Below are 12,615 nucleotides of genomic sequence, written 5' to 3'. Positions count from 1 at the left end.
GTCGTTGATATTCAAAGGGTTAATCAATATTTTCTGAAAGAAGTGTTCATTCTCAGGACATGTCTACACTGACATGTCTAAAACATGAACATGGAAGCGGATGTCGATGATGGTCAACCCACAGGTAACAGCCTTCAGCGCGCAAGACCTCGATTACATCACCGCTCTCGGCCCCGCGTCGTTGAACGAAGGCTCGATCGCCGCGCTGGAACAGGCCTGGCTGGCGTGTCTGAACGGGCGCACCGATCGACCTGCCGGGGTCAGGCAGGTGATTTGGGATTCCTGGCGGCGCAGCGTCGGCACCGGCCTCGATCCTGAGGATGGCGAATATCGATTTGTTGCTCCTGCCGTTCTGGCCGCGACGCTGGCGGCCAATCGCACGTTGATTGCAGCGGCGGCGCAGGTCATGGGGGGATTGCTGGCCTACAACCCCAGGGGCCATATCAACCTGACCGATGCTCAAGGCACGACCCTGTATTTCTGTGGTCTGGACCTCACACCGGTGGGCAGCCGATTGCTGGAGTCGGTGCAGGGCACCAACTGCACGGGGCTGGCGCTTGCCGAAGATCGCTTGGTGTATGTGCTGGCCGAGGAAAACTTCGCCAGCGGCTTGCGTCGACGGCGCATGCACTGCGCCGCCGCGCCGATCAGGGATGCGCAGGGCAGGACGCTCGCCATGCTGACCCTGACCGCTGAGCCGGGCTGGTTTCATTTTCATACGCTGGGCACCGTCCAGGCCGCGGCCGAAGCGGTCTCGCGGCAGATGGCGCTGCAGAGCCTGCTGGAAGAACAACAAACCGTGCTTGAAGTGCTCAACGAGGGACTGGTGGTGCTGGATGAGCAGGGCTGCATCAAGGCGCTCAACCGTTATGCCCGGCAATTGTTCCGCGTGGGCCAGGATCTGCTCGGCAGCCCATTCCGTCGTCTGGGGCAAAGCGAACTGACCGATAAGATTCTGCTGCATGGCGGGGAAGGGCTACGAGATCTGGATTGCACGTTTGAACTGCATGATCGCAGCCATTTGGCGTGTCTGGTGTCGGTGTGCCCGCTGGAGCAGGGTGGGCGGATTGTTTCGTTGCGTGAGAACCGGCGCATCCGCGAAATTACGCGCCGGGTCATCGGCACTCAAGCCAGCTACACCTTCGAGACCATTCAAGGTAATTCGCGAGCGATACAAGACGCCTTGCGCCTGGGACGGATCGCCAGTCGCAGTGAATCGACCACGCTGATTCTGGGTGAGAGCGGTACCGGCAAGGAGCTGTTCGCCCAGGCGATCCATAACGCCAGCGAGCGTTGCGACGGTCCTTTCGTGGCGGTCAATTGCGGAGCCATTCCGCGCGATCTGGTGCAAAGCGAACTGTTTGGTCATGTCGAGGGTGCCTTCACCGGGTCGGCCCGTGGCGGATCTGCCGGGAAGTTTGAGTTGGCCGATGGCGGAACGATCTTCCTCGACGAAATCGGTGACATGTCTTTCGATGCCCAGGTCAGTCTGCTACGGGTCTTGCAGGAAGGCGAGGTGACGCGCGTGGGGGCGAAAAAATCGCAGCAGGTGGATGTGCGCATCATCGCCGCCACCCACCGCAACCTGAGCCAGGCGGTGGCCGATGGCGCTTTCCGTGAGGATCTTTACTACCGGCTCAACGTCCTGAATCTGACGGTTCCGCCGCTGCGGATGCGCCGGGAAGATGTGCCCTTGCTGGCGCGACATTTTCTCGGTCGTTGCGCGCGATCATTGCGCAAATCGGTGCAGGGCATCTCGCCAGAGGCGCTGGATATTCTTTCGGCCTACAGCTGGCCGGGTAATGTTCGCGAACTTGAAAACACCATCGAGCGCGCAACGAATCTGGCGATGACCGAGATGATTCAGCCGGGTGATCTGCCACTTGAAATCAAGCAAAGGCTGCGGCCATCGGTGCCGGGAAGTGTGCCCGAACCCCGGGCTGCGCTGGACCTTGGCACCCATGAAATGAACGCGATCATCGCCGCCCTCAGGGATGCCCGAGGCAACATCCGCCTGGCCGCCCGGCAACTGAACGTTTCTCGTGGCGGGCTGTACAACAAGATGAATCGATTCGGGCTGAGTGCCGATGCTTTTCGTGCGAGCACCGATCTCTGATGGGTAATGTTGTTCACTTAAGCCGTAATGCGATCTGTAGCAGCTGCCGAGCTTGCGAGGCTGCGTTCGGCTGCGCAGCAGTCGTAAAACCAGAACTCGCGGTGTGTCAGGCATACCGCGTCAGCTGGATTCACGACTGCTGCGCAGCCGAACGCAGCCTCGCAGGCTCGCAGGCTCGACAGCTGCTACCAGCGAACGCAGCCTCGAGCGTTCTCTGAGGTAATGATCTGCAACGGAATATGCACCCGATGCCGGAGCGGATCGAAGTCCGGCGTGGTCTGCAACTCGACCAGCAAGTCGACCAGCGCGGCCGCCAGCAATCGCGGCTGGGAGTCGATGACCAGGTCGATCAACCCTTGATCCAGGGCTTGTCGAGACAGCTCGGTCGACTCCTGCAGGATGCAACACAGCGACGGCCGTTTCGGCAGCTGTGACAGGGCCCGGATGATGCCGTCGCCGCCACCGCCGACCACGCACAGCCCCCGCAAATCGGCATGGCGCGCGATGAGTTCCAGCGTCGCCTCTTCGGTGACATCGCAGTTGTCCAGGTTGATCACCGCTTCGAGTAGCCGCAACCCCGGTGCGCGCTCCGCCAGGTAACTGCGCAGCCCCTCGACCCGAGCCTGATGACCAAGAAAACGATGGCCGCCGAGCAATACGCCGACGCTGCCCTTGCGTGCGCCGCAGGTGTGAGCCAGCAGCCAACCCATGGTGCGCCCGACCTCATGATTATCCTGACCGATGTAAGGTTCTTCTGCCGCCTCATGGATGTCCGACAGCAGGGCGATCACCGGCACGCCTGCGGCTCTGATCTGCCCGATGGCGGCATTGATCAGCGGATGAGCGAAGCTGACCACCGCCAGGCCATCACACTGCACGGCCAGTTGTTCGATCTGGGCAATGATCGCGCTGGGTGTGCGATCGAAGACGTATTCGAACTGGCAGCTCAGATTGGCGCCGGCCTGACGCTGCGCTGCCTCGGTGATGGCGGAGGCAACGTTGGCATAGAACGCCTGGGCGGTACCGAGTAACAGGATGCCGAATCGATAGCTGGGACGACGTTCGCGAATGCGTTGGCCGATCAGCCGGGCGGCGAAATAACCGACGGCTTCGGCGGCCTGGAACACCTGCTCGGCGGTGGCTGGGCTGACCGGAGCCCGGGCGTTGAGCACCCGGTCCACGGTGGCGACACTCAAGCGAGCGTGCTCGGCAACGGTGGCGATGGTGGGGCGTTTTTTGTTGTTCATGCTGGGCCCTTGAGTCGCTTTGATAGAAAACTATCAAGCTGCAATGGGCCTGGATGATAGCTTGATAGGGAATGTATTCAAGGGATTGAGGGTGGTTTGTGCGCTCTCTATATTTTCTCCAGCGATGCCATCCCGCATCGAAAGCAAGTGCTTAAACCATCAAGCTTGCGGAGAACAATAAAATGCCCGAACACAACGCAGCCTTTGAAAAAACCGATAAACCCGTGCCAAGGGATTATCGATTGACCGGTCCCGAAGCCGCCCGAGCGGCGCAAAAAGGTTTGGTATCGGCAACGTGGTACCAATCGCCCATCTCCCGCAAACGCATGAAAGAATTGATGCAGCGTCGCGATGGCCCGGCCCTGCGTGATACCGCCATCTGGCTGTCGGCGATGGCTGTGACCGGCTTCGGTGGCTACTGGTTCTGGGGCTCCTGGGCCTGCGTTCCGTTCTTCTTCGTCTATGGGCTGCTCTATGGCACCGCGTCCAATGCCCGTTGGCACGAAACGGGTCACGGTACGGCATTCAAGACCCGCTGGATGAATGATGCGGTCTACCAGCTGTCGAGCTTCATGTTCATGTTTGAACCCCAGGTCTGGCGCTGGAGCCATGCGCGGCATCACACCGACACCATCATCGTTGGTCGCGATCCGGAAATCGTCGAGCCGCGTCCACCGAGTCTGATCATGATGGTGCTGAGTCTGTTCAGAATGCCTTACGCGTTGAAGACGATGGGGTCAGTTTGCCGGCATGCAGTCGGGCGGATGGGTGAAGAAGAGCAGACCTTCATCCCCGAATCCGAATGGCCCAAAGTGGCGCGAGACGCGCGCGTCTGGCTGGCTATCTATGGGCTTACCGTGGGCACGGCGCTTTTTCTGCAGAGCTGGTTGCCGCTGATGTTTATCGGTCTGCCGACCCTCTATGGCGGTTGGTTGTCCTACCTGTTCGGCCTTTCGCAGCACGTCGGCCTGGCGGAAGACGTACTCGATCACCGCAGCAACTGCCGCACGATTTACATGAACCGACTGCTGCGTTTCCTGTACCTCGACATGAACTATCACCTGGAACATCACATGTATCCGATGGTGCCTTTTCATGCGCTGGCGCAGCTTCACGAAGAGATCCGCCGCGACTGCCCGCCGCCTTACGGCAGCCTGTCCGAGGCCTTCAAGGAAATCATCCCGACTATCTGGAGGCAGCGCAAAGACCCGAGCCATTTCGTCTGTCGTCCTTTGCCACAACGCGCAGCATCGGCCGCCACCGTCCAGGCAGAGCCTGAAGTAACGCCGGCCTGACACCTTCCTGTCTGTACCACTACCAGAGAAAACGCCATGACCGATCAATGGATCGATGTATGTGCCGTGGGCGATATCAACGAAGAAGACGTCATTCGTTTCGACCATGGCCCGCACACCTATGCCGTCTACCGCTCCGCCGACAGCGAGTTTTTCGCCACGGCGGGCCTATGCACCCACGAGTCCATTCACCTCGCCGATGGCCTGGTGATGGAGCACGTCATCGAGTGCCCCAAACACAACGGGCGTTTCGACTACCGCTCCGGCAAAGCCCTCGGCGCACCGGTGTGCGTCAACCTCAAGACCTATGAAGTCCGGGTCGAGGCGGGGCGTGTGTTGCTCGCCATCACGGTTTAACTGCACGGAGTCTGTGCCATGAGTCCTGCCAATGCTCCACTGGTCATTGTTGGCGCCGGGCATGCCGGTGGCCGCGCGGCCCTGACCCTGCGCGACGAAGGTTATAGCGGTCGCCTGATCCTGATAGGCGACGAGTTTCACCCGCCTTATGAACGTCCGCCGCTGTCCAAAGGGTTGCTGCAGGGCACGGTCGATCTGGCGGGCTACAGCCTGTGCGATAGCGCTCGGCTCGCTGAACTGGGCATCGAACACCTGGCCGGTAACCCGGTAAAAGGCCTGGATCCGCAACGGCATCGTCTGCAATTGGCCGACGGCAGCTGGCTGCATTACGCCCGGCTGTTGCTGGCGACGGGAGGGTGCTCGCGCAAGCTTGCCTGTGTGCCCGAGCATCTGCGCAATGTGCTTTATCTGCGTAGCCATGACGAGGCACTGGCACTGCGCGCTTCGTTGCGGCCCGACACCCGACTGGTGATCATCGGCGGTGGCTTCATCGGCCTCGAAGTCGCAGCCACCGCCCGAGCCTTGGGTTGCGCGGTGACCTTGCTCGAAGCCGGGCCGCGCCTGGCGGGACGGGTGTTGCCGGGACGGTTGTCCAGCGTTCTGTTGGAATTGCATCGCAGCCAGGGCGTGGATGTCCGACTGAACGTGGCCATTGAAGCAGTGCAGGGCACTACTCATGTTGAATCCGTGCAACTGGTCGACGGCCAACTGCTGCCCTGTGATCTGGTGGTGGTAGGCATCGGCATGCAACCCAACACCGAGTTGGCCATGGCTGCCGGGCTTGAGGTCGGCCAAGGCATTCGCGTCGATGCCCAATTGCGCACCAGCGCGCCGGACATCTTTGCGGCGGGGGATGTCTGTGAATTTCGGCTGCACCCGCAAGGCGGTTTCCAGCGTCAGGAAACCTGGCGCAACGCCGAAACCCAGGGCCGCCACGCCGCCCTGAATCTGCTGGGCGGCGAGCTGCCTTTCGAAATCATTCCCGGTTTCTGGTCCGACCAGTACGACTGGGGATTGCAGACCGTGGGTGTGATCGCAAACACAGAACCCACGGCGAGCCGGACAACCCCGGGCGGCGGTTTCCTGCTGTTCTACCTCGATGCTGAGCAGCGTTTGCAAGGTGCTTGCGGCTGGGGCCGGGGCAATAGCGTCGCCAAGGACATCAAGTTGTGCGAACGACTGATCGCTTCGCATAACCCCCTCTCGGTAGAGGCTCTGGCCGACGCCGAAGTATCGCTCAAACAACTGCTGAGGAACTGACATGCGTGAATTCCTGGTCTTCCAGTCCCTTTGGGCCATGCAAGATCACCATGGCCAATGCGAACTTGCGTTGGAAGCGCAACTGGAGAAAATCGCTGCCGCCGGTTTCGACGGAATCACTGACCATTTCTGGGTGGCGAACCATGCCGCACGCTTGCATGCCGCCGCCAAGGCGCAGGGCCTGCAAATCGAAGGTCAGGTGTTCCCCCGCACCGTGGATGATCTGGCGGCAGCGATCGACGTCGCGTCCCGCTACGGCTGCCACCATCTCACGCTGCAAGCCGACGTTCGGCCACGCACGCTGGCGCAAGCCATCCAGTTGATCGAGGGGTGGCAGCGACTGGCCGAGCAGGTGGACTTTCCGATCCTGCTGGAAACCCACCGTTATCGCCTCACCAGTGACCTGTTGTTCACCCTCGACATTCTCGCGCAAATGCCCGATCTCAAACTGTTGGCCGACTTGTCCCACTATGTCGTGGGCCGCGAACTGCCGGAGCCGGCCGCGGCCGAAGACGACGAACTGATCCAGACCATTCTGCGCAATAGTTGGGGGTTTCACGGCCGTGTCGCCAACAGCGAACAGGTCCAGGTGCCTTTGAGTTTCGCCCAGCATCGACCTTGGCTGGAGCGTTTCCTGGGCTGGTGGCGCTATGGGATCGAGAACTGGCTGGCCCGACCGGACACGCCCAGCAGCCTGTCCTTCACCTGTGAACTCGGCCCGCCACCCTATGCCATCACCGGGGCCGACGGACGCGACATCACCGACCGCTGGGCCGAGGCGTTGATGCTTAAGGAATTGATGCGTGAGGTCTGGGATGAGTGTCGGGAGCGGTCTTGCTGAGCGACGAAAACCCTGTAGGAGGGAGCGGTGCTCGCTCCTACAGCCTTATCCGGCCTCGATCAAAGACAAGCAGGCAGTCTGATTCCGGCCTGAGCGTTTCGCCCGGTACAGTGCCGAGTCCGCCTGTGTCAGCAGCTGCTTATATTCGGCAGTCTCCGGTACGCAGGCATAAACCCCCAAGCTGACGGTCACCCGCCTGGCCAGGTTGCCATCGTGTGCAATAGCAAGGTTCAGCACCGCGAGCCTGATGTCTTCGGCAATGGAGTAGGCACCTTCGGCATCTGTATCGGGTAGTAATACCGCAAACTCTTCGCCACCGTACCGCGCGGCTAAATCCGATGGCCTGTGAATGCATTGTGCGATTGCCTGCGCTACGGAAGCGATGCAATGGTCGCCGGCAATGTGCCCGTATTGATCGTTGAAGCTTTTGAAATAATCAATGTCGAGCATTATCAAACTGATCGGAGAGTGATGTCTTACCGCGCGAAGCCATTCCTGTTGCAAGCTGTTTTCGAGGTGGCGTCGGTTTGCAAGTCCGGTGAGGGCATCTTGCAATACCAGTTTTTCCAGGGCAGCCCGGGTCTGCTTCAAATGATTCTCTACCGAGACGCCGTAACGTATTTTCTTGATGAGCAAGAGGCCGACAAGAAGGTTGACCAGCAGCACTGCGCCAATCATCAATGCCATCTTGATTGTTCCGGTTTTCCACTCGGCAAAAATGGCTTCCCGTGAATTGGCGGCAGCGACGACCAGCGGATATTTTTGAAGCAACCTGTAGCCGAAGAGTCGATCAACGCCGTCGATAATCGATTTGATCATGACGGTATCAGCCGGAGACTTGGGTAAATAGATGGAAAATATTTCCCCTTTGGCTAGCGACGCACCGATGAACTCTTCAGCAAATGGCCGCCTGGCGATTATCGTTCCGTCGGGAAGGGCCAGGAAAATGGCGCCTTTGCGGTCAATGGAGAACGTTGAGAAGAACTTGTCAAAGTAGGCCATTTTGATCGTGGCCAGCACGACACCCTTAAAATGGCCCTCGCTATCGTTGATTCGTCGGGAAAGAGGAATAATCCATTCGCCGGTCGTGCGGCTGCGGATGGCCCGGCCGATGCGAGGCGACAGGGTTACGTTGTTTTTGTGAAAGATGAAGTAATCACGATCGGCATTGTTGGGCGCTTCAGGTTTCGAATCGAACGAAGTCAGGATCCAGTTGCCGTTTTCATCATAGTAAAAAAGGCCGTGCAACTGTTCGGTGGTAAAGACTCTGCGCTTAAGCAGTTTTTGCGTTTTATCGAGCTGTTGGGCACTTGGGTTGTCTTTTATTCTGTCGATCAGTTCATCCAGGATCAGGTTGGCTTCATCAAACGTGTCAGTCGCTTGTTGGGCCATCGACCACGTCAAATTGCCTGATACCAGTTTTGCTTGTGAGAGTTCATAGGCTTTACTTTGGGCGGCTTGAAGCCAGTAAATACTCAGTATCGAGAGGGTGACTAAAGCCATGAACACGACGGAGATCGCTGTTGCCGGCAGTCTTCTCGGCTGCAAAGGGGAGTGGCGGGTATTGTCTTCGGAGCGGTTTTCCACAAAACCCCCTGGGATGAATTTCGACTACATTATCTGCTGATCTCCATCGGTGCCAACAGTTCATGTCATTCTCGAACTTGGGCAATTCAAGATCCATATGGTTTTTCGCGTTTTGTTTCAAACGACTAGATCAGCGTTTTCAGGTCGATATTCTCGGCCATCGCCTTGTTGCCGGTATCGCCGGGATGCAAGTGGTCGCCGGAGTCGATAGTCGGCAGTAAGCGACTTGGGTGTTCAGGGTCGCGGGTCATTAGATCGAAGTCGATCACGGAATCGAATGCGTGGCTGCTACGTATCCAGTCATTAATGGCCTGGCGCAGTTGTTCTTTCTCGGCGCTGTGATAGTTCTTCACGATCGTTCCATCCAGGGCGCCTTCGACCGGCATCAGGGTTGTTCCAATGATGCGAATGTTGTTCAGGCGCGCTTGATCGATCAGTTGCCGATAGCCCGCGATCAACTGTTCCTTGGCTGGCAGGCGTTCGTTCGGAGCGAAGGAGGAGCCCGGCCAACTGATGTCATTGATGCCGAGCATCACAATCACCGTTTTTACTCCGGGCTTGCCCAGCACATCGCGCTTGAAACGCGCCAGTGCACTGACACCCATGCCATCTTCGAGCAGGCGAGCCCCGGATATCCCAGCGTTGAGCACCGCGAGCCTCTGCGCGGCCAAGCGTTGAGCGAGGAAGTCCGGCCAGCGTCGATTGCTGTCCAGGGTCGAGCCATTGCCATCGGTAATCGAGTCGCCGAGCACCACAAGGGCACGGGTGTCGAGCGGTGCATCCACCAGGATGTCGCTGAGAAACAGCCGCGCCTCCACCTGCTCGCTGCCTTCCAGTCGCTGAGCATCGACATGTTTGCCAGGGGTGATAAATGCGGTTTGTTTGCCATCCCAGTGGAAGGTCGTCAACGGCGTGTGCTGCGGCAGATAAAGAGAGATCGCCAGCTCACTGAGCGCCGGCACTGCCAGTTCTATCGGATCACTGATCCGCGTTTCACCCGCGGCGAGGGTGACCTGTTCCTGATCACTGAACTTCAGCGTGTGCCCGGAGCCTGCGCGAATCTGATCGACGCCCTCAGCGAAGGCGATACGCGCGGCACCGATGACCAGCGGTCGCTTGCCATATTCGTTGGAAACCACCACCCGTACCCGGCTTCCGCCGCTGCTGATGCGCACCCTCTGGTGAAGGGTGCTATCGGTCAGCGCTTCCGGAATTCGCGTGGGCAGTGGCAGTTCGTTGCCCCAGGTGGGTTGAGGGCTGGCCATCCAGGTGGTGACCCAGTTTTCCGCCGCCATGACAGGGCTTGCGGCAAGCAGGGCAGTCAAGGCAAGAGGCAACGGTATTCTCGAGTGAAAGGCTTTCATCCAGGTATCTCCTTGGGGGGAATGGATCAAGAAGGCCAGATTGGTCTATTCAAAATGCGTGTGGTAGAAGGGGAAACTGCATACAGCCCATTCCAGAATCGAATGCCCATGGACAGTCTTAGAGCGATGCATTGTTTTGTCCGCGCCATTGAGCTCGGAAGCCTGTCATCTGCCGCGCGTGAGTTAGGCAGCACTCAGCCCACCGTCAGCAAACTGGTCGCGGCGCTGGAAAAGCAATTGGGAGCCCGTTTGTTGATTCGTGGCACCAGCGGATTGACACCTACCGAACAGGGAAAGCGTTTCTATGAGCGTGCCAAAGGCGTGCTGGAAGAGTACGGAGAGGCCGTTGCGGATGTGCGTGGTCTGACCGAACGCCCCGAAGGTTTTCTGCGCGTCAACGTTCCGGTCAGCCTCGGTGTGTTGCGGTTGAATGCGTTGCTGTTGTCGTTCATGGCGCAGTACCCGGCCATTGAAGTTGAACTGATCCTCAATGATCGTTTCGTCGATCTCACTGAGGAAAACGTCGACCTGGCCCTGCGCCTGGGGGGCAGCCTGCCGCCGAACGCCGTTGCCCGACGCATAGCGACTTCACCGCGCTATCTGGTGGCCGCACCGGAATACCTGCGCAACCATTCCCCATTGAACAGCCCGACGGACTTGAGCGAGCACAACTTCCTGCGTTTTGCGTGGTTGACCGCGGGCGACCGTCTGGAGCTCAACGGCCCCCATGGTGAGCAAATCAGTGTCACGACTCAGGGGCGCTATCGAACCAACAGCTCATTGGCCATTCGCGACGGTCTTCTGCAGGGTGCGGGGCTGTGTATCACGCCGGCCTGGCTGGTCAGCGACCTGCTTGAAAACGGGCAGTTGGTCCGGGTGCTGCCCGACTGGAGCGGCCCACCGAACGACGCTTTTCTGATCTATCCCGAACGCCGCTACCGCCCGCTGCGCACGCGTTTATTGATGCAGTATCTGGCCGAACGGGTAGGGCAGTTGCCTGGTTTCTTGCCTTGACGGAGCACCCTTGATTTGACGGGTATTTGGTTGTGTTATACAACTAAATGCACATTCTGTTCGAGGTGCTTGCCGTGACCCGTACCCAGTCAGACCTGATCAACCAAGTCCGTTCAGCATCGCGCCTCATGGTGCGCGAGTTGGGGTTCATGCAAACCACGCTGGCGGCGACGGACTATTCGCCTTCGTTTGTTCACACGATCGTGGAGATTGGAGATCGGGGGGCGCTGACAGCAGGGGAACTTGTGGAGCTGCTCGGCCTGGAAAAATCCACTGTGAGCCGGATGGTGCGCAAGCTCATTGAGGCCGGCGAGATCGAAGAAATTCCACACGAGGAGGATGCGCGCTCCAAGAAACTGCGACTCACGGCACAGGGCAAGAAAACCCTGCGAGCCATTGATTCGTTCGCCAGGCAACAGGTGGACGCTGCCTTGGTTTATCTGACGAATGAGCAACAACAAGCGGTGAGTGAGGGCATCGCCAACTATGCCGGCGCACTGCAAGCTCATCGACTCGGTACAGCGCCGCAGCCACCCGCGCAGCTGGAGATCGCTCGGGGCTACCGGCCCGGAATCATCGGCCGCATGGTGCAAATGCATGCCGACTACTACGCACGGCATTCGAATTTCGGCCAGCCGTTCGAAAGCCTGGTTGCATCGGACATGGCGGAGTTGATGGGGCGTTTGCACAATCCACGCAACGAAGTTTGGGTGGCGTTGGATGGCCAGCGAATTGTCGGTTCCATCGCCATAGACGGTGAAGGCGAGGGCGGCGAAGCGATTCTGCGCTGTTTCATTCTGGATGACTCGGCGCGAGGCAAAGGCGCAGGCAAACGCTTGTTGGCTGAAGCCATGAAATTCTGTGACGAACAGGGCTTTTGCGCGACGCGGTTGTGGACGTTCAAAGGCCTGGATGTGGCTCGTAAACTGTATGAAGACTTTGGCTTCAAGTTGGAACAGGAGCAAGAGGGCCAGCAGTGGGGGGCGACGGTTATCGAACAGTGTTTTGTGCGACCTGGCCCGGTTGCTGGGCCGCTAAATGGAGTTGGCGATACGCATCCACCAATTGATCTTGCGTGAACGCGCGATTTCGCCCGCTGGGATTGGGCAGGACCCAGACCGAGGCATCACCAAAAGTTTTTGACTGAAGCCCCCACGCGATGTCCCGTTGACCGGACAACGCGCTGTACGCAGCTTTGCCGAGAAACGCCACAAAGCGTGGCGCATAGTGTGCGATCTTTTGTTCAAAATCCGCAGCGGCAGCGGTGAATTCATGCACGGACAGCTGATCCGCTCGCGCCGTAGGCCGTTCAACCACTGCGGTTAATCCACATTGATACTGCAAGATCGTCTGGTCGTTTTCCGGGGGCACCTCTGTAGGCGTAAAACCGGCGAGATGGAGTGTGCGCCAGAAGCGATTGCCTCGACCCGCAAAATGATGGCCCAGGGCGGCGGCAGTCACGCCCGGATTAATGCCACAAAAAATCACCGCAAGCCGTTCGGTGAGAATGTCTTCGAGTCCTTCACCCACCCTA

The 12,615-nt window shown here is 59.0% G+C and carries 11 protein-coding genes; 7 read left to right on the top strand and 4 right to left on the bottom strand.

Annotated elements, in window-relative coordinates; all coding sequences use genetic code 11:
- The first annotated feature begins 100 nt into the window (after positions 1-100).
- Entirely contained in the window at positions 101-2,116 is a 2,016-nt protein-coding gene (locus FFH90_RS18895; RefSeq protein ID WP_168206174.1) for a sigma-54-dependent Fis family transcriptional regulator, read from the top strand.
- Positions 2,117-2,301: 185 nt separating this feature from the next.
- On the opposite strand, the gene FFH90_RS18890 is transcribed toward FFH90_RS18895, so the two are convergent.
- A complete protein-coding gene (locus tag FFH90_RS18890) occupies positions 2,302-3,363 on the bottom strand; it encodes a substrate-binding domain-containing protein (RefSeq protein ID WP_138867842.1) in 1,062 nt (353 codons plus the stop codon).
- A gap of 182 nt (positions 3,364-3,545) precedes the next feature.
- On the opposite strand from FFH90_RS18890, the gene FFH90_RS18885 reads away from it, so the two are divergent.
- From FFH90_RS18885 to FFH90_RS18870, 4 genes are read left to right on the top strand one after another with little or no spacing between them, the layout of a single operon-like run.
- Entirely contained in the window at positions 3,546-4,658 is a 1,113-nt protein-coding gene (locus FFH90_RS18885) for a fatty acid desaturase family protein (RefSeq protein ID WP_138867841.1), read from the top strand.
- A gap of 36 nt (positions 4,659-4,694) precedes the next feature.
- The gene (locus tag FFH90_RS18880; protein ID WP_019648621.1) at positions 4,695-5,015 is read left to right on the top strand and encodes a MocE family 2Fe-2S type ferredoxin; all 321 of its coding nucleotides are present in this window, start codon (positions 4,695-4,697) and stop codon (positions 5,013-5,015) included.
- A gap of 18 nt (positions 5,016-5,033) precedes the next feature.
- Positions 5,034-6,275, top strand: coding sequence for an NAD(P)/FAD-dependent oxidoreductase (locus tag FFH90_RS18875; RefSeq protein ID WP_138867840.1), 1,242 nt, complete (start codon positions 5,034-5,036; stop codon positions 6,273-6,275).
- A gap of 1 nt (position 6,276) precedes the next feature.
- Positions 6,277-7,116, top strand: a complete 840-nt coding sequence (locus tag FFH90_RS18870; protein ID WP_138867839.1) for a sugar phosphate isomerase/epimerase — start codon at positions 6,277-6,279, stop codon at positions 7,114-7,116.
- A gap of 45 nt (positions 7,117-7,161) precedes the next feature.
- Here the strand turns inward: FFH90_RS18870 and FFH90_RS18865 are convergent, their stop codons facing one another.
- Both FFH90_RS18865 and FFH90_RS18860 read right to left on the bottom strand, forming a co-directional pair.
- Positions 7,162-8,703 carry a sensor domain-containing diguanylate cyclase gene (locus FFH90_RS18865; protein ID WP_168206173.1) on the bottom strand — a complete coding sequence of 514 codons (1,542 nt, stop codon included), beginning with the start codon at positions 8,701-8,703 and terminating at the stop codon, positions 7,162-7,164.
- Positions 8,704-8,828: 125 nt separating this feature from the next.
- Entirely contained in the window at positions 8,829-10,067 is a 1,239-nt protein-coding gene (locus tag FFH90_RS18860; protein WP_138867838.1) for an SGNH/GDSL hydrolase family protein, read from the bottom strand.
- 108 nt (positions 10,068-10,175) lie between these two features.
- On the opposite strand from FFH90_RS18860, the gene FFH90_RS18855 reads away from it, so the two are divergent.
- A complete protein-coding gene (locus tag FFH90_RS18855) occupies positions 10,176-11,081 on the top strand; it encodes a LysR family transcriptional regulator (protein ID WP_138867837.1) in 906 nt (301 codons plus the stop codon).
- A gap of 47 nt (positions 11,082-11,128) precedes the next feature.
- The gene (locus FFH90_RS18850) at positions 11,129-12,160 is read left to right on the top strand and encodes a helix-turn-helix domain-containing GNAT family N-acetyltransferase (protein ID WP_086944893.1); all 1,032 of its coding nucleotides are present in this window, start codon (positions 11,129-11,131) and stop codon (positions 12,158-12,160) included.
- Here the strand turns inward: FFH90_RS18850 and mug are convergent.
- The gene (mug, locus tag FFH90_RS18845) at positions 12,072-12,611 is read right to left on the bottom strand and encodes a G/U mismatch-specific DNA glycosylase (protein ID WP_138867836.1); all 540 of its coding nucleotides are present in this window, start codon (positions 12,609-12,611) and stop codon (positions 12,072-12,074) included. The genes FFH90_RS18850 and mug overlap by 89 nt on opposite strands.
- Positions 12,612-12,615: the final 4 nt, after the last annotated feature.

The organism is Pseudomonas sp. ATCC 43928, from assembly GCF_005938665.2.
GTDB lineage: Bacteria > Pseudomonadota > Gammaproteobacteria > Pseudomonadales > Pseudomonadaceae > Aquipseudomonas.
This window is presented reverse-complemented; position numbering and strand designations above follow the sequence as displayed.